Genomic DNA, 18551 nt, shown 5'->3' on the forward strand with positions numbered 1-18551 from the left:
AAAGACTAGTAAGAATTTTTTAAATGGATATATTATTTTTTTCAAATATAAAACTCACCAAAGGACTTTGTTTTTCTCCTAGTTTATGAACTATTTGATAATGGTTTAACCCTTCATAACCATAATATTGGATCAAAGCTTTAGACTTGTTTTTATCATATAGTTTTTTCGATTCTTCTATGAATAAATCAGTTTCATTTAAACCTACACTTAATAAAACCGGACACTTTATAACAGATAAATCTTTATTTAAAACGCTATAATCCACTACATCATTATCACTCAATAATAAAGTTTCATTGAGATAACTGTTCTTTATTGGGGCTAAATCAAAAATACCACTAAGACTACAAATAGCTTTAATATTAGCTCTTAAATTCTCATTTATTAAATAAGTCATTAAGGCTAAATGTCCACCTGCAGAATGTCCTGAAAGTGTTATTTCATTAGGGTTTCCGTTATAAGTATGTGCTTCTTTTATGATCCAATTTGTAGCATTACTAACATCCTCTATGAGTGTTTTCATAGTAACAGCTGGAATAAGTCTGTAATTTATAGTACAAACTGTAAAATTGTTTTTTACAAAAGGTTCTGCAACAAAACTATAACTTTTCTTATCTAGTCCTCTCCAGTAACCTCCATGAATGAATATTAAAATAGGGGAGTTAGCAACTTTTGAAGGGAAAATATCTAAGGTTTGTAATGGCTCCTCTCCATATTTCTTATCTAGAAAGCAAGTATAGTTTTTTCTGATTCTTTCTGATTCACTTTCATTAATATCTAAAAAATCTTGAAAATTAGGATGGCATGCACGTAGGTTTAACTGATTTTCTGGAGTTTTCATCGAGCTTTTAATGATTTTGGATATGAAAAAGAGGAAATCTATTTAAGAATAGGTTTGTAAATATTATAATTAAAAGCCCCACATTTTGGACAATCAATATTTTGAGTTTTTAATCCTTCAAAATTACATCGTTGACACTTACCATATTCAGGATTTAAATGTGTTATAATTATTTTGGCTTCTTTATGGTTAAAATTATGTTTATTCATTAAGTGTTTAATAGCAAGCAGTTTAGAGCCATATCTAATTAATCTAAAAACTTCATTTTTTTGATCTTCTGATAAATTTAGTTCACTTATTTCGTTTTTACACTTTCTGCAGTATAATTTCATTTAAGCAATTATAATTGGTGATATTTGTATACAACGAATATACTTAAAAAGTGAGTTTAACTCATAAAATTGAAACTATTTCAGGAATAATATTACCTAGATAATTTCTTTCTTATCTCTTTAGGAATAGCATCTTTATGAACTAACACTGAAATTGTTTTCAGTAACATTGCATTTTTAGACATATACACATAGCCTCCATATTTATTATTTCCTTCAGAATTCTTTAATAAATAATATGGATTTCCTTTTGAATCTTCAGCAATTCCAATAATGTGCATGTTATGATCATCTGTAGTTGTTTTGTTTTCAAAAGCAGTTTGCCTCATTTTTTGTGTAATAGACTTTCTTTCTTGAGCTTTAGTCAACTTAGCGATTCCTATTTCAAAATTAAAATTTAGCTCCGTAGCATCACCATCCCAAGCCAAACTATATCCTGAATTTAAAGCATTGTCAATTACTTTTTCGAAATCGTTTATTGGTAAGTTTAGGTATTTGTTAGAATTCCAATTAGCTGGAATATCTAGAACAAATGTGGTGTAAAATGGACAATGAGAGAAACTAGTAATTTCTATATAATCCTTTGGATTTATACCAACAAACTCTTTTGCAAATGAAGTAGGAGAGTACATTTTTCCTTTATAAATAAAAGCATTAGGAACTGTTCCTAAGTATGCATCTAAAACTCCTTTTATTGATTTTTTCCAGCTGTAGGGTTTAATACGTCCATAACCTGATGTACCTACTGATTTTACCATTGCATAAAGAAGATTGTCCATTTCTACATGATCGTGTTGCCAATCTTTATCAATAATCCCGTTGTATACTTCTTCAGGTACTGCTCCAAATTCCTTGTAAGCATCCAAAACACTAAAGGTTAAATCACCAGCATCAAACCAACTTTCTCCTTTCTTTTGAATAAATTTTTCTGCCTTTTTTATATAAGTAGGACTCACATAGAATATAGGAGAAAGCGAAACACTATCTTTTCCTAACCTAAGAGCTTCTGTTTCTATAAATGAAGTAGTTGCAAAACTCCAACAAGTTCCTGATGATTGCTGATTTTTTAAAGCTGTTGTTTTTACCGATTTTATAATTGTAAATGCTTCTTTTTCTTGTGAAAAGGAGCTAATACTCAGAATAAATGATAGTATAAAGAAATAATAATGCTTCATATTTTTTTTTCTTAAAGACATATAAGAAATAGATATGTTACAGTATTTCTATAGCGTTGTTATAAAATATAAATCTATGTAGTAGGAGAGGAGGCTAATTTATTTTTCAGTTTGTTTATAAATCCAATCTATTAATTCAACTTTATTTATGGCATCCCAAGTTGATTGAACAGTTTTCTTTTTTGATGGATTATCTCCTGGTTGTAATACAATCAAATCTGTATTTTCATTACCTGCAAGTTTTAATTCAGCTAAAAAACTAACTATATCTGTAGAGTTATTTTCATAGAGAGTCTTATACTGTTTTGTCAATTTATATTTAATAGCAGGCTCTATATAAGCTCTTATAGCATAATTTTTATATAATGGAATGTTTCTGTTTTTCTCATCATAATAACTATACGCTGAAAAGTTATGGTAGCTGTTAGGCGAAGTTTTTGGAGTTCCTTTTAAATGTGTTTCTAGCATATAATTCATAAAAGTAGGCTCCCATAAGTTATTTCGTTTGATTCTTATTTCACGTTTGTGTTGATACCATTTTCTTGTCCAGTCTAATGTAAAATTACAAATTACAATTCCTTTTATATTCAATTGAAAATCAATATTATTCTCTTTTAAAACCTTGATGTATCTCATGGCTCTATGTCCTGTTAAACTCGCTCCTAAGAAAAATATGTTTTTATTAGGTAGTTTATAATCAACAAAAGCTTTTTCTATAAGTTTATGTGCTGAAATTATTGAAGAATTAGAAAAGTAAAAATCAAAAGGAATTTCAGTAGAAACAGACAATACTGCAAAGTTCTTTTTAAGTGCTTCGCTATAAGTTTGTTTAGCACTTTTGTTCTTTTCATCGTATCCTGAATCCTCTAGAAAGATAAGAATACCCTCTATTTTTTTATGATTGGGTAGCATTAAAGTATAACCTTCTTGAATATAAGGAAAGAAGTCTTTTGGACCTTTTCCTATTCTTAAACTGTCCTTTTTTAAAGGAGCGTAATGTTCAACTATTTTCTGTGAAAAAGATTTAGTGCTAAAAACAGCTAATAAGATGATTATAAAGAATGATTGAATGCTTTTACTCATTTTCTTTCTAGACTTTAAATAATAATGTTAAAAGCGAATATAATTTAATACAATGATAAAGTTTTAAAAATTAATACGTAAACCTCAGTTTTATAGTAAGTTTAACATAATAAAAAAATTAATTCTTCACTCCAGTTCCCACACTAAATTCAATAAAAGCCAGCAATAGTATGATAGTTATTTCGATTAAAATATATGACCATCCTATATAAGTAATTGAATTAAAGTGATAAAAAGCAAACCCTAATGATATACAACAATACAATAGATTGAGTATAGCTATTCCTTTTAATAATACGTTAGTTTTTGAATGCTTTTGTTTAAAGCTATAGATATCATATAAAGTAAAAAACAAAGGTATAATAGCTAAGATATATAATGCTGAAGATGGAATACCGAATAATGCTTCAAATCGCACTAATATCACGCCCAACATAAAAGCAGATAATATTGCTCCAAAGCCATCTATTAAAAATAGTTTTTTTGGGTTCTGTTGAATATTAGTTAGTAAACTATTAAGGTTTGTAAGCATTTATAATATGGAATTACTTTTTTTCTTGTCGCAGAATTTTCTCCATTTTACGACCTTTAGCTAATTCATCAATAAGCTTTTCCATACGCCTACATTGTTTATATAATAAAAATTCATCTTCTATTTCTTCAATTCTGTAACCACAAACAACTCCTTTTATTAGGTACGCATTAGGATGTATTGTTGCTTTTTCAAAAAAAGTTTTAAAAGTTACTTTTTCTTCGATGAATATATCCAATTGTTTTTTATCAAAACCTGTTAACCATTCTATAATTTGATTAAGTTCTTCAATGGTTCTACCATTTTTCTCTATTCTATTCACATAGTGTGGATAAATAGAAGCAAATACCATATTGGCAACCTGTTCATTTTTCTTTGCTGTAACTTTCATATTTGTTATTCGATTAATGGTTTATTATACAATTAAAAGACATCTTTCACCCATATCATGTTCTCCAATTAAAATCATTGCTTGGTGTCTAAAATTGAATTGATCAAAAAGACCTTTTTTTTGTAATTTAATAAGAACATCATGTATTGCAATACACCCTTTAAAATATAAAAAATCATGCAATTCATCAAAACCTTTTAAATCCCAATATTCATTATCTTCTAAAACATATTTTTTCTCAATCTCATCATCGTCATCTAAAAATGAAAAGCTATCGTAAAACTCCAATAAAAAACTAGGAAGATGCTCTAGTTCTTCAAGTATTTCATATTGCAAATCTAAGTCTACTTCTTCTTCACTTAATTTATAACTTTTCCAATCATAAATTCCATAGGCATGGGCCTGTCTTGATTTCCACCAAGTTGTATCGTATTCAAATAATAAAGCATCAAGTTTTGGAACTGCTTCTATTTTAGATAGAATGTTTCCCCATTGTTCTATGTTTGAAATTAATGTTTTTTCAATTTTATATTTATAAATATTAAAGTCAAACGTTGAAATTCTTTTTTCTAAGTCTAATAATATTTGATGTTTGTTTTGAATTGACTTGTACTGATTTAAATTCAAGTTCATTTCAAACTCTAAACGTTCTCTGATTCTTTTATTATTTAACATTAGTTGGTTTTTAACGAATCCTATTTATATATTTTCTTCAATAATTTTTACAATATCATTTATATTTTTTTCAGAAAAACTATTTTTAATAGCTATAATTTTACCATCTTTATCTAAAACCATAAAGGTAGGAGCTCTTTGAATTCCATAAGTTAATGCCATCTTTTTTCCATTATACAAACTTGGGAATTTAATTTTATAATCGGTAAGGTAGTTTTCTAGTTCTTTTTTAGAATAGTCTTCAACATATTCAACTCCATAAATTTTAAAATCGTTTTTTTTAAACTTGTTTTTAATTTTATTTAGACTTGGAATTGCTTTTAGACACGCTACACAGCCTTTAAACCAAAATTCTAATAAGACCACATTTCCTTTTAATTTAGATAGATTTACTGTACTATTATTATTTAACTCAGGTAACACCCAATTAGTAATTTGTTTTCCAACATTGTTAAGCATGCTATTTTTGCGTAGAGTAAGATATTCTTCTATTGTAAAAACAGGATAATCATTAGGTAAATATTCTCCAGTCCAAAGTTTATTATCAAATTTGTAATCTAAGACCATGTTTTCAATAGTTCTACTTATAAAACCAGTTTTTCCACTTTGACTAATTATTTTATAAGGAAAATAATTGCTTTTATTTAAAATTAAATAATACTCAGAATCATTATTATCGTTCTCTTTAAAGTTATAATTAATCCAGTCTATGTATTTATTTTTAAGCAAAAAATTAAAGACTAAGTATTTATTGTTATTAATAATAGTATCATTTTTTCTTATAATAGAGATACTATCATTTTGAATAATTTTTGGCAAGAGTTGTTTTAAAGCACTTATGGTAAGTAGTATAGGATTGTTAACAGATTCATTACTGGTATCGTTATTTATAATAATAATTTTCTCTTTATGATTTGACTGCATTGTTTTACTACCATTGTAAATAAGTTCACCTTCTAATGAATTAAAATGATATTTTAAATTATTTGATTTATCAATTCTAAAATCAAAAGATATAGTATCTAAATCTTTAAAAATCAATTTTCCTTTGTCCTTAAACTCAAAAGAGGAGGTATATTTTATTGTTTTTATATTGGATAGATTAATAGTAACCTCCTTTAATATTTCTTTGTTTGATTTAGAACAAGAAGCTAATGTAATTATAGAGAATATGATTAATAATGTCTTTTTCATAAGGAAAAATTATTATTTTAAGAGAGTTTCATTTTATTGAGGTATTCCAATTTGAGCTCTTGTTTTTCCTGTTTTCTTTTCTAAGGTAGAAACTAGTTCATCAAAACCAACTAAATGCATGTGTGCTTTAATATTTTTATCAGCACTAATGATCTTCATTTCTAAACTTTGTTTTCCAAAAGATAAATCTTGAATTTCTGTCCATCTGATTTCTTTTTGCTTCCCAAAGAGTGTTTTTTCAATAATTGCTAAATCAGTTATTTTTATATAAGATATATACCCTTTAGCAAATAGTAATAAGCCCACAATAAAAGATACGATACTTGAAATAATGGCTAAAATTTGATCATTTTCCTTAGCAAAAAAGAAGGCAAATATTAATAGAGCAACACCTCCAATGATTACAAAAACTCCAATTATAGGGTATAGCTTAGGAAGTTGTAAAATTAAATTTCCACTCTCATCTTTTCGAGGTTTCTTTTTAGAAACAGCTAAGAGTAAAGACATAACAATTGAAACAATAATAACGGGTAGAATACTTTTTGATATCATAGTAGCTTTTTTTTAGTAATGTGAAGTAAAACTTCTTGCAATTTTTTCACAAATATAATAAAGTGTATAACATTTTAAGATGAGTTTTCTTTTATACCTAATAATCTTGCTCTTATTCAAAAATAATCAAGTTCTATGGTGTTTTTTATCATTTAAATCTTATAAATATTCAAATTTGAGTAGTTAACGATGATTATTCAATTGATTTTCAATAAGATTAATAATCATTTTTAACAAAGGTGAAATCTGAAAAACCTTATAAAAGAGTAGGAACCAACTAAATCGACTAAACATGGAAAACACAATTAATGTAGCTGATTCTACTACTAAAACACATCAGCCAGTTGTTGAACAATTAAAAGTTCTTTTGAATAATAATTTAAAATTAAAAGGAGCGTTAACATCTTCTTTAATAATAGCTTCTGGAATGGCTAAAGAAAAACTAAATGATCAATTGTATAATGGTTTGAATGAAGTTTTTAATAATAATGCATGGCCAACAACCATAGAAGATTATTACGATTATTTAGATATCTATGTAAAATTAGTACCTAATGAAGAAATATCTGAAAACTATCCAGATGCATGGAGGAGTGGTCCAAATCAAAATGGATACAATCAAAAAGTATATGATTTATTATGCCAATTTTATTGGTTAGTAGATCAAAATGAACCAGGTTCTGATGTAACTATCCAAAGTTTTCCAGAATTTGCAGAATGGCTTGTAGCGTTTGCAAATAAATGGGGAGAGTTTTGCAGCACTACTGATTCTTTTACAGAAAAATCAAAAGCTTCTTTTAAAACCAATCCAATGTACAACTGGGATTTATACTCAGACAATGAAGAGAAATGGGATACCTTTAATAAGTTCTTTTATCGTGAGTTTAATAATGCTGCAGAAGGAACAGGAATAAGCCCTTTACGACCTATTACTGATCCTACTAACAACAAAACTATAGTAGCGCCAGCGGATTGTACATATAAAAAGGATTATGCTATTGATGCTAATGGGAATGTATTAGAAAATGGAAAACAAGCCTCTGTAAATTTAAAACATACACATTCTATAGGTTCAGTTACTGAACTTTTAGATGGAAGTCAATATACAGAAGCTTTTAACGGAGGAACTTTTGTACACTATTTTCTAGGACCATTTGATTATCATCGTTTTCATACACCTGTTTCTGGATATGTCTTAGAGAGTAGAAAAATATCAGGGAAAGTATATTTAAACGTTCAAATAAAACCAGATGGACAATGGGATGCACCAGATGGAGCAGACAATGGGTATGAGTTTAATCAATCTCGAGGATTGATAATTTTAGACACACTAGAGTTAGGTAAAGTAGCTGTACTTCCTATAGGTATGTGTCAAGTATCCGGTGTTTTAATGACTCCAGGTTTGGAAGGGAAAGAAGTGGTAAAAGGGCAGGGGTTTGGTAAATTCCAATTTGGAGGATCTGATATTATCATGCTATTTGAAAAGAGTCCTGAAGAGTTATATATGTACAAAAGAGATCCAGGTCATAACCGAATTCATTTTCAATATGGTCAAGCAGCAATATTGGCTAAATAGACAACATATTTTTGCACATAATAAAGAAACGGAGAATATTAAATATGTTCTCCGTTTTTATATAAAAACATATTATATCTTTTTGTTTTCTTTGAGGTATCATTAAAATATAATTAAACTCAAAACATGCTAAACAAACATTTTTTTACAATCGTTCTTATGTTTCAATTTTTTGTTGGATTTGCTCAATCAAAAGAGTATCAAGCTAAAAAAGAAAGAAAAATAAAGCAAGGATCAGTATTTACTAAAATTATAAAAAAAGAACTTCCAGCTACTGTTTTGTATGAAGATAAAGATGTAATTGCCTTTCTACCATTAAGGTTACAAGCCAAAGTACATGCGCTAATAGTACCCAAAAAAGAAATCCCTACCATTAACGATATTAATGAAGAAGATGCTATGATACTTGGTAAATTATTTTTAGTGGCTAAAAAAATAGCTAAAGAAAAAGGTGTTGCAGAAACGGGGTATCGTTTATCAATGAATATTAATGAAGATGCAGGGCAATCTGTTTTTCATTTACATATGCATTTGCTAGGAGGAGAAAAATTAGGACCAATGGTTCAAACAAATAAATAACAACAGTATTTCTTTTCGCTTTACTTAAAAAAGAAAGCAATTCGTCTAAAGATTAATCCATCTCGTCTAATTTTAAAATTTTAATCCTAATTCAAAACTATCTTTACAGTGTAATTAAAAGTTTGATATACATTTTTAACAATTTTAATTAAAAGTTTAGAAAAGAAGCATTCCGGGGGGACAGGCTTCTTTTCTTTTTTATTTCACTTTATAAGCAATGAAAAAAGAATAAGTAAACATGAATTATTATATATTGCGTATTAAATTTCAATGAATTTATTTACATGTGATTATGCAGAATGAAAATTCAAGTTTAGCAACTAATTTAAGTGCTTACCGTAAAAATTTAGGACTTTCTCAAGAGGCCTTAGCAGAGAAAGCAAATGTGTCTTTAAGTACTATTCAACGTATAGAAAAAGGGACAGTAACTCCTCGTGCTTTTACGATTAAAATTTTAGCAGAAACATTAAATGTAGATATTACAAGTTTAATGAATCCAGCTATTCAAAGTGAAACTTCAATTTCAAATATTTCTCCTTTAAAAAAGTTAAACTTAGTAACACTTTTTTTTGTTTTTCTACCTTTTATAAACCTTATAGTTCCAACTATATTCTGGAGAATGAATGAAGAGTTAGAAAATAAAAACTCTACAGCAGGAAAAATTTTAAGTTTTCAGCTATTATGGAGTTTTATTGTAGTGATAGGAATGGGAATTACACTTTTTTTAGGAAACCTGCTTATTGGAGCAGGTGACAGTCTTTTCTTCATCATGATTTATTATTTACTAGCTGTGCTGTTTAATATTTTTACAATTGCTAAAACAGCATTTAAGTTGAATAATAAGGATGAAAATATACTTTCCTTTATTCCAAATTTATTCTAATCTTAAACTTAATTAACTTACTGATATTTATCGCTTTATTTTTAAGTGACATATAAATGCGGTAAAAAAGCTATAGGATTGACATAAGATAATAGCCGCCATCATTCTAGTTTTACTATTCAATTTTAAAAGAATAGAAATAAATAGAATGAAGAAAAGTATTTTAAAAATCAGCTTAGCTATTATAGCTTTATTAATAATTTGGGGAGGATTCGTTTTTTTTAAACCAGCTCCAAAAACGATTAATGATTTAATGGAAAGCTATGTGAATCCTGGTATTAAAATTAAAACAAGGAGTCCATTTAGTGGAAGTGTTTTAGTAGCCAAAAATGGAAAAATAGTTTTTGAAAAAGCTTATGGAGAATCTGATAGAAAATCAAAAACACTCAATACAATAGATACTAAATTTGGTATTGGTTCTGTAACAAAACAGTTTACAGCAATGCTTATCATGCAAATGGTAGCAGAAAAAACAATAAATCTACAAGATACTATAGGAAAGTATTTGCCTTATTTGCCAAAAGATAAAAAAGATAATATAACCATTCACCAGTTATTGACTCATACATCAGGATTGTCGCATTATGAAGGTTTAGATGCCATAGGAGTAAGTTTAAGAGAATTTGGAAGTACAAGTTATACACCAAAGGAGCTAGCAATATTGATAGGTAAAACAAATTTGGTAAGAAAACCAGGGACAGCATATTATTACAGTAGTTTTGGTTATGACTTGTTAGGAACTATTTTAGAGAAAGTATCAGGTAAGACATACAAAGACTTGTTAAGTGAGAGAATAATAAAACCTCTTGGATTAAAAAACACAGGTTTTGAAAGTAATGAGTATGTAGCTAAAGAATTAGCAAAAGGATACAGGTATAGAGAAGTTTATGGATTGGATTGGTGGACATCAGAACATGGTGGGAAAATTACTGAAGCACCTTTTAGAGATCAGTCAACAGCCTATTCTGCTGGTGGAATGCATTCTACTGTTAGAGATTTATTTACATGGAGTAAAGCTTTAAAAACATTCAAACTCTTATCTCCTGAATTGACAAAAATAATGCTAAGACCAAACAAACATGGGCATTGTTATGGTTTAGTAAGAAACTGGGATGATATTGTAGAAAAAAATATAAATGTAAGATTATATGGACATGGAGGAGCTTTGGCCGGAAATAGTGCTTTTATAGCTTTATATGATGATGGAACTACAATTATTTACTTGGCTAACAGGAATAATTTAAAAGCTGAAGAAATATTACATCAAATACACATACGCGCAAATAATTTAAAAGATGAATTTAAGTTAAAAGGATATCCAAATAGAAGTTCCTATTCAAAATTTATAGAAGCAGGAGGAATGCCTGTATTGCATGATTATTTTAACAGACTCTCTAAATACAGCGGCTATAAAGTAAATCCTTCAAACAGTACAATGAGAGGTCTTATGAGTATTCATTTAGAAGCTAAAAAACATACTGTAGCAGATAGTTTAAAAATGGTTTTTATCAATAATTTTAATAAAGATGAAAGAACTCTTAATGAATTTGGATATTACTTTTTAAACTCCGATTATCCCAAATATGCTTTAGACTTTTTTAAAGATAATACTTCTAAATATCCATATTCATCTAATGCTTGGGATAGTTTAGGAGAAGCATATTTGACTTATGGAAATTACAATGAAGCTGTAAACTGCTATAGGAAAGCCGTAGAAATAGGAGAAAAGATAAATCATAATGCATTAAGACTTTACAAGGAAAATCTTGAGGAAGCATTGAATAAACTCAAAAACTAATTAATAAATAAATTAGAAAGGAGAATATTTAGCAGTATTCTCTTTTCTAATTTTAAGAGTATAAAATTAGAAACACACCTATCATAATACCTGCTAAAGGAACTAACTTTTTTCGTTTGTTTTTTTCTTTAAAAACAAGTCCACCTAATACAACAGCTATAATTATTTGACTGCGTTTTATAGCTGATAATAACATTATTAAAGCATCAGGATCTTGTAGCGCTTTAAAATAAAAATAATCAGCAGTTTGTAATAAAACACCAACAGCAATAATCGTCCATCGCCATTTAAAATCCTTTCGTTTTTGTTTGTATGGAAACCAGGTTATTGATAAAATAACAATTAAAATAAGTATCGTATACCAACAAAACCAAAACTGTAGTGTTTGTGGATTTAAACTTAAATTCTGAATTAAAAACTTATCATATAACCCACTAGATGCTCCTAAAAATGTAGCACCAATAATGGCTAAAATCCATTTATTTCTTTTAAAATTGATTCCTTCTTTTTTCCCAATTTTAGAATAGAGAATTACTGATAATATAATAAGGAAAAAACCAATCCATTGTAAAAAATTAGGGCTCTCTTTATAAATTACAATGGCTCCTATAAAAGTAAAAAAAGGACCAGCAGAACGAATTGGTGTAACAATAGTAATTGGTAAATGCTTTAATGCCTGATAAGCTAATATCCATGAAGAAGCCATAATCATTGATTTTATAAAAATAAAACCATGAGTTGTCCAAGGAATATCGCTAATATGAAAACCTATTTTCTGCGTATACTCAGGATAAAATATAGAACCAATAAAAAACGGTACTAAAAACAAAAAACCAGAAGAAATAGTACCTAAAAGTACAGGAAAGACTTCGTTTCCTTGTACAGCATGTTTTTTACATAAATTATGTAATCCTAAAAAAAGAGCGGCCAATAAACCTAAATACATCCACATGCCGCGAATATAGTTTTTTAGACTATTTCAAATTCAAAATATTTTAAAAAAAACACAATGAAAAATGCTTTATATTTTTTAGGATTATTACTTGTAGTAAAAAGGGGTTTTTCCCCTGCAAACAATTATATAGGAAACTATATTTGCCTCCGTATTTGTAGAATGTGGGGACATTGTAAGAATGCAACTATAAAAAGCATCTTTAGAAAAAAGGATGCTTTTTTTATTTTATATGTAGATTTGTTGTTCATAGCAATTACAAATTAACAATGTTAAAAAAATTAAATTTCTTGGATGTTCTACTTACAATTGAAGTTCTTTTTGCATTCATTTTATTCTTTTTTTTAATTCGTCTAACATTTAAAAGCAAGCGATATTTTCCTTTACTATTATTTGTTTTATTATCGCTTTTTGATTCTTTTATTTCAGCTTTAGTAGAAACAGGCATTATTAAAAAGATGCCTTATTTGATAGATACTAACGAACCTTTTTTTATGTTGTTTGGTTTGCTGTTGTTTCTCTATGTTAGAAATCAAGTGCATCAATGTTTTTATTTTAAAAAGACTGACTTTTTACTTTTTATTCCTTTTGTTTTTGCTTTACTAACCTATCTTCCAATTTTTCTTCAAAGTTCATCTAATAAGTTAGTTGAATTGACTTTAGAAAAGAATGTAATATTTGATACTTCAACATATATATGGGAATGGAATTTTTATCTAGTTATAAATATTTACTTTTTACTTAAAGCCTTAAGAGAATTAGATATTTATAACTTAAAATTAAAAACACAATTGTCTAATATTAGAAACTCCAACCTTTATTATACACAGGTTTTAATTAAAATATGTATTGGATTATATGTTTTAGAGTTTCTTTTAACTTTTTTAACTTATTATGGGATTACTTACAATAAACTTATTTATTCATTATTAGAAGTATTGAGTGGTGTATTTTTACTATTGATTGCGGTAGATGCTATTCTTTCTCACAAATACATTGCAGAAAATAATTTATCTAAAACAAACTTATCACTTGTAACTGATATCGGTTCAGAAAAGAAAACTGTAAAGTATGCTAGTTCAGGATTGAATAGTGAAACTTCAAAAGAAATTAAAAAACGCCTACTACAATTCATGAAGGAATATAAACCTTATTTAAAACCCAAATTACGTATTAAAGAATTATCAGAGGCTATTAATATTCCATCTCATCATCTTTCCCAAGTAATTAATGAATCCTTTCAACAAAACTTTTATGAGTTTGTAAATAGCTATAGAATAGAAGAGGCTATGAAAATTTTAAAAGATCCTAAATATAAAAATTATACATACGAATCTATTGCTTTTGAAGCTGGATTCAATTCAAGATCTGCTTTTTATACAGCTTTTAAGAAGATTCATAACACAACACCTTCTAAAATGTAATCGTAACATAATTAGACGTTTACTTGTATTTATTTATAAGTTAACACAACTAATTTGCTTAATATTTGTCTCAACTTAAGAGTTAAAACAAAATAAAAAAGATTTCTCTATTCCTTTGCCTCTAAATATTAAAACAAAGGTTATGAGTAAACTTTTAAACAGCACTTTAATCACTTTTTTAAGCATCTTTTTTCTAACATCAACAATGGTTTCATGTAATGAGAAAAAGGATGTTATAAAACAAAATAATTTTGAAGGAGAAGTAATTATTATAGGTGCTGGAGCTGCCGGTTTAGCTGCAGCTAAAATGCTAGATACTAAAGGGATTAATTATAAAATTTTAGAAGCTACAAATCATTATGGAGGAAGAGTTCAAAAAAACAATGATTTTGCCGATTTCCCTATAGATGAAGGTGCCGAATGGATTCATGCGGATAAATCTATATTAAATACATTAATTGGAAAGGAAGGTAAAGAACCTAGTATTGAAACTATTTTATATCAACCAATGAATGTATACTCTTTTGATGGAAAGAATTACAAAAAAGTATCTAAAACAAGCTTAGAATATGCATATTCACTTTTTACAGAATATAAATTTAAGAATACAACTTGGTATGACTATTTAGATAATAATTTTGCTAAAAATGTAAAACATAATATAATTTACAATACAAAAGTCACTTCAATAGATTACACAGGGAGTAAAGTTAAAATTGTTACAGAAAAAGGAAAAGAATATCAAGCAGACAAAGTAATTTTAACTGTTTCTGTTGGAGTTTTAAAATCAAAAGCAATCAATTTTATTCCAGCTTTAACATCTAACAAAATAAAAGCAATAGAATCTGTAGAATTTTTACCTGGTTTTAAATTATTCTTGAAATTTTCAAAAAAAATCTATCCAGATATGATTGCTTGCGAGACTTCAAATGGAGAAAAAACATTTTATGATGTAGCCTACCATAAAAATAGTCAAGATAATGTATTAGGGCTGCTTTCTACAGGAGTTTCAGCTGAAAAGTACTATCAGTTAGGGAGTCAAGAAAAAATTATCAAAGAAGTACTTAAAGAATTAGATAAGATATTTAATGGAAAAGCCTCAAAACATTATTTAGGCAAATATTTAATTAAGAATTGGGGCAAACAAGTATGTACTTTAGGCACTTGGACCAGTAATGAAACTGATACTTCAAGTTTAAAAGAATTAAATAAGTCACTTCAAAACAAAGTGTTTTTTGCAGGAGAAACTTATGATTTAAATGAAGAACGATCAACTGTACAGGGAGCTATATTATCTGGTTACAATACTGCTAAGTTAATCTTAGAAAAAAACTAAGGTTTTATGAATTCAATTATAGCAATTATACTAGCAACTACTTCTTTATTTTCTTTCAACAAAGAGCAAGAAAGTCTAAAAAATAAGGAAAAGAAAGTAATCATTATTGGAGCAGGAATTTCAGGATTAGCTGCTGCAAAATATTTTAAAGAAAAAGGCATTAATCCTATTGTTTTAGAAGCTCAAAATAAAGTAGGAGGTAGATTAAAAACAGATAGAAGCTTAGGAATCGCTTTTGATGAAGGTGCAAGCTGGATTCATGGTCCAAAAGGTAATCCTATAACAACTATAGCAAAGCTATCTAAAGCTAAAACATTTTTAACAGATGATAATAATACTGAAGTATATAATATTGACGGAACTAAATATCAAGCTAGATTTTTAAAGAGACAAGAAAGAAAATATAAAAGGAAAATAAATCGAATTAGAGGAAAGAAAAACCAAAGTTTTGGTGAAAGATTTTATAAAAAATTTCCAAAATATATAGATAATAATCTTTGGACTTATATGCTTTCTGCATATTTAGAATTCGATACAGGAGGAGATATTTATAAATTATCATCTACTTATTTTTATGATGATGAAGCTTTTGGAGGAGATGATCTTATAATAACTAATGGATATGATAATTTAACCAATTATTTAGCTGAAGGAATAGATATTAGATTGAATAATAACGTAACCCATATTAATTATGCTAACAATACTGTTCTTATAACCACTAATGAAAATATATATGAAGCAGATTTTGTACTGGTAACAGTCCCTTTAGGTATTTTAAAGAATAAAAATATAACCTTTATACCGTCACTACCTAAAAAAACTCAAAAAGCTATTGAAGGTTTAGAAATGGGTTCAGTAAATAAATTTTTACTTACTTGGGAAAAACCTTTTTGGAATACTGATTTACAATACATTGGTTATACTCCTAAAAAAAGAGGAAAGTTTAATTATTTTATGAATATGAATAAGTTTGCTCCAATAAATGCCTTAATGACTTTTGCGTTTGGAGAATTTTCTAAAAAGACAGAATACATGTCTAATGAAGAAGTAACTCAAGAGATAATGACAAATTTGAGAGCTATTTATGGTTCCAACATTCCAAATCCTACTAATATTTTAAGAACTAAATGGAATACAAATAAATACACATTTGGTTCTTATTCATTTGCAACAAATGGTACAACTCCTGAATACTTTGAAGTATTTGAAGAATCAATTAATAATAAGATATTTTTTGCAGGAGAACACACAATCGTAGATTATAGAGGTACTGTCCATGGAGCTTATTTAAGTGGAATTAGAGAAGCTAAGAAGATTATTAAACTATTTACTTTAGATAGATGAAATATCTATAAACGTCTATAAAAAATAAAAGAACATCTATAAAATAATAAAAACTAAGGTAGATTATTTTACCTTAGTTTTTTATTATGATAGACGCTCAAGAAAGAAGGTATTTAAAAATTTTATTCCATATTCTAATATGGTTGCTTTTGTTTACTTACCCTTTAGCTTCACTAAATGAAGAGTACCTTATTCACAGAAACTGGGTGTCGTTAACATGTATTTTTATTGCTTTTTATATAAATTACTTTGTTTTAGTAGACCTTTTTTTCTTTAGAAATAAGAAACCGGTATTCTATATACTCAACATTCTGTTAATAATACTGCTTTATGTTTTATTACGACATACGTTAAAATTAAGCTTATTTCATCCCACAGTTGATGGTAAAATTGTACGGCAAGTAAGAAACGGAGCAATGACTACTATCCAATTAATTTTACCTATTATCTTAAGTATTGGAATGTGCCTTGGTTTAAAGGTTAATACAAGGTTTCGTAAAAGTCAATTATTACTAGACCAAATAAAACAAACACAATTAAATTCAGAAATTAAATACTTAAAATACCAAGTACAACCACATTTCTTATTTAATACACTGAACAATATTTATGCATTAGTTGATTCAGCTCCTGAAATAGCTAAAGAATCCATACATACTATGAGCAAAATGATGCGCTATTTATTGCATGAAGCCTCTAATAGCAAGGTTTCTTTAACTAAAGAGATTGAATTTATAGAACGTTATATTGAATTAATGCAATTAAGAGTATCATCTAATGTAACATTAAAAAAGAACTTCCCTATCATAAATCAGCCAATACAAATAGCTCCTTTGTTATTAATTTCATTTGTAGAAAATGCATTTAAGCATGGTATTGATGCTGTAAAACCTAGTTTTATCAATGTAGAGTTAAGTATAAATGGAAAATATATAAATTACAGGGTAGTAAATTCTTCATTCCCTGAAAAAGAAAAAGTAACTAACTCTGGTATTGGTTTAGAAAACTTAAAAAAACGATTAGAATTAGTATATCCAAAGAAATTTGAACTAAAAGTTAAAGAAGAAGCTAATCTATTCATTGCCGAATTAAAACTTAAATTTAAAGAATGAAACTATCTTGTATTTTGATTGATGACGAACCTTTAGCTTTAAATTTATTAGAAGGTTACATTAATTCTATTCCTTTTTTAGAATTAAAAGCTAAATGTAATAATGCTATTGTAGCTTTTGAAATCATAGAAAATGAAACAATAGATTTAATTTTTACTGATATTCAAATGCCTAATCTGTCTGGAATTGAATTCTCAAAAATGATTTTAAATAAAAATATAAAAGTCATTTTTACTACTGCTTTTGAAGAGTTTGCACTCGAAAGTTATAAGGTAAATGCTATTGACTATTTAGTAAAGCCAATAAGTTATACTGAGTTTTTTTCAGCAGCTAATAAAGCTAAACAGTTACTTTTTAATAGTGTACCAAGTAAAACTTCAATGGATGATTATATATTCATCAAATCAGATTATAAATTGATTAAAATAAATCTAAAAGACATTATTTATGTGGAAGGATTGAAGGACTACTTAAAGTTTTATACAGTTAATACAGAAAAACCTTATCTGACTTTAAAAAGTATGAAATCGCTTGAAGAAGAATTGTCTAACAAATATTTTATGCGTGTACATCGTTCATTTTTAGTTAATTTAAAAATGATAACAACCGTAGAAAGAAATCGAATTGTCTTTGGTGAAAAATACATTCCTATCTCTGAAAAGTATAAAGAAAATTTTCAAAAGTTTATAGAAGGTGATTTTTTAAAGTAGATAGAAAATAGTTAAACTTCTATAAAAAACGCTTCTAGGTATATTTCATTTTAGTA

The 18551-nt window shown here is 27.4% G+C and carries 19 protein-coding genes; 9 read left to right on the plus strand and 10 right to left on the minus strand.

What is annotated here, in order from left to right; all coding sequences use genetic code 11:
- Positions 1 to 19: 19 nt before the first annotated feature.
- From MHN29_RS14780 to MHN29_RS14820, 9 genes are all read right to left on the minus strand, one after another.
- A complete protein-coding gene (locus MHN29_RS14780) occupies positions 20 to 844 on the minus strand; it encodes an alpha/beta hydrolase (protein ID WP_235275318.1) in 825 nt (274 codons plus the stop codon).
- A gap of 38 nt (positions 845 to 882) precedes the next feature.
- Positions 883 to 1176 carry a hypothetical protein gene (locus tag MHN29_RS14785; RefSeq protein ID WP_235275319.1) on the minus strand — a complete coding sequence of 98 codons (294 nt, stop codon included), beginning with the start codon at positions 1174 to 1176 and terminating at the stop codon, positions 883 to 885.
- A gap of 92 nt (positions 1177 to 1268) precedes the next feature.
- Positions 1269 to 2351 carry a C1 family peptidase gene (locus MHN29_RS14790; protein WP_235275320.1) on the minus strand — a complete coding sequence of 361 codons (1083 nt, stop codon included), beginning with the start codon at positions 2349 to 2351 and terminating at the stop codon, positions 1269 to 1271.
- Positions 2352 to 2450: 99 nt separating this feature from the next.
- The gene (locus tag MHN29_RS14795; RefSeq protein WP_235275321.1) at positions 2451 to 3434 is read right to left on the minus strand and encodes a hypothetical protein; all 984 of its coding nucleotides are present in this window, start codon (positions 3432 to 3434) and stop codon (positions 2451 to 2453) included.
- Between the two features lie 118 nt (positions 3435 to 3552).
- A complete protein-coding gene (locus MHN29_RS14800; protein WP_235275322.1) occupies positions 3553 to 3966 on the minus strand; it encodes a hypothetical protein in 414 nt (137 codons plus the stop codon).
- Between the two features lie 13 nt (positions 3967 to 3979).
- A complete protein-coding gene (locus tag MHN29_RS14805; RefSeq protein WP_235275323.1) occupies positions 3980 to 4357 on the minus strand; it encodes a DUF2200 domain-containing protein in 378 nt (125 codons plus the stop codon).
- Positions 4358 to 4381: 24 nt separating this feature from the next.
- On the minus strand, positions 4382 to 5032 hold the full coding sequence (locus tag MHN29_RS14810) for a hypothetical protein (protein ID WP_235275324.1): 651 nt from the start codon (positions 5030 to 5032) through the stop codon (positions 4382 to 4384).
- A 24-nt stretch (positions 5033 to 5056) separates the two neighbouring features.
- Positions 5057 to 6226 (minus strand): TlpA disulfide reductase family protein, encoded by a 1170-nt coding sequence (locus MHN29_RS14815; protein ID WP_235275325.1) that lies wholly within the window; start codon positions 6224 to 6226, stop codon positions 5057 to 5059.
- Between the two features lie 33 nt (positions 6227 to 6259).
- Positions 6260 to 6778 (minus strand): hypothetical protein, encoded by a 519-nt coding sequence (locus MHN29_RS14820; protein WP_235275326.1) that lies wholly within the window; start codon positions 6776 to 6778, stop codon positions 6260 to 6262.
- A 292-nt stretch (positions 6779 to 7070) separates the two neighbouring features.
- Here MHN29_RS14820 and MHN29_RS14825 point away from each other — a divergent pair, with 292 nt between their 5' ends.
- From MHN29_RS14825 to MHN29_RS14840, 4 genes are all read left to right on the plus strand, one after another.
- Positions 7071 to 8354: a phosphatidylserine decarboxylase gene (locus MHN29_RS14825; RefSeq protein ID WP_235275327.1), complete on the plus strand. Its 1284-nt coding sequence runs from the start codon at positions 7071 to 7073 to the stop codon at positions 8352 to 8354.
- A gap of 159 nt (positions 8355 to 8513) precedes the next feature.
- The gene (locus MHN29_RS14830; protein WP_235275328.1) at positions 8514 to 8933 is read left to right on the plus strand and encodes a histidine triad nucleotide-binding protein; all 420 of its coding nucleotides are present in this window, start codon (positions 8514 to 8516) and stop codon (positions 8931 to 8933) included.
- 292 nt (positions 8934 to 9225) lie between these two features.
- Positions 9226 to 9816, plus strand: coding sequence for a helix-turn-helix transcriptional regulator (locus MHN29_RS14835; protein WP_235275329.1), 591 nt, complete (start codon positions 9226 to 9228; stop codon positions 9814 to 9816).
- Positions 9817 to 9964: 148 nt separating this feature from the next.
- The gene (locus tag MHN29_RS14840) at positions 9965 to 11614 is read left to right on the plus strand and encodes a serine hydrolase (protein ID WP_235275330.1); all 1650 of its coding nucleotides are present in this window, start codon (positions 9965 to 9967) and stop codon (positions 11612 to 11614) included.
- Between the two features lie 52 nt (positions 11615 to 11666).
- On the opposite strand, the gene MHN29_RS14845 is transcribed toward MHN29_RS14840, so the two are convergent.
- Positions 11667 to 12566: an EamA family transporter gene (locus MHN29_RS14845; RefSeq protein ID WP_235275331.1), complete on the minus strand. Its 900-nt coding sequence runs from the start codon at positions 12564 to 12566 to the stop codon at positions 11667 to 11669.
- Between the two features lie 269 nt (positions 12567 to 12835).
- Between MHN29_RS14845 and MHN29_RS14850 the strand changes: the two genes are divergently transcribed.
- From MHN29_RS14850 to MHN29_RS14870, 5 genes are all read left to right on the plus strand, one after another.
- Positions 12836 to 13990 carry an AraC family transcriptional regulator gene (locus MHN29_RS14850; RefSeq protein WP_235275332.1) on the plus strand — a complete coding sequence of 385 codons (1155 nt, stop codon included), beginning with the start codon at positions 12836 to 12838 and terminating at the stop codon, positions 13988 to 13990.
- A 142-nt stretch (positions 13991 to 14132) separates the two neighbouring features.
- Positions 14133 to 15326 carry an NAD(P)/FAD-dependent oxidoreductase gene (locus MHN29_RS14855; protein ID WP_235275333.1) on the plus strand — a complete coding sequence of 398 codons (1194 nt, stop codon included), beginning with the start codon at positions 14133 to 14135 and terminating at the stop codon, positions 15324 to 15326.
- A 6-nt stretch (positions 15327 to 15332) separates the two neighbouring features.
- Entirely contained in the window at positions 15333 to 16673 is a 1341-nt protein-coding gene (locus tag MHN29_RS14860; RefSeq protein WP_235275334.1) for an NAD(P)/FAD-dependent oxidoreductase, read from the plus strand.
- A gap of 416 nt (positions 16674 to 17089) precedes the next feature.
- Complete coding sequence (locus MHN29_RS14865) at positions 17090 to 17785, plus strand: sensor histidine kinase (RefSeq protein ID WP_235275335.1); 696 nt, start codon at positions 17090 to 17092, stop codon at positions 17783 to 17785.
- Positions 17782 to 18495 carry a LytTR family DNA-binding domain-containing protein gene (locus MHN29_RS14870; protein ID WP_235275336.1) on the plus strand — a complete coding sequence of 238 codons (714 nt, stop codon included), beginning with the start codon at positions 17782 to 17784 and terminating at the stop codon, positions 18493 to 18495. Before MHN29_RS14865 ends, MHN29_RS14870 begins: the two co-directional genes overlap by 4 nt.
- Positions 18496 to 18551 lie beyond the last annotated feature (56 nt).

Source organism: Tenacibaculum sp. Cn5-46 (genome assembly GCF_022347705.1).
GTDB lineage: Bacteria > Bacteroidota > Bacteroidia > Flavobacteriales > Flavobacteriaceae > Polaribacter > Polaribacter aiptasiae.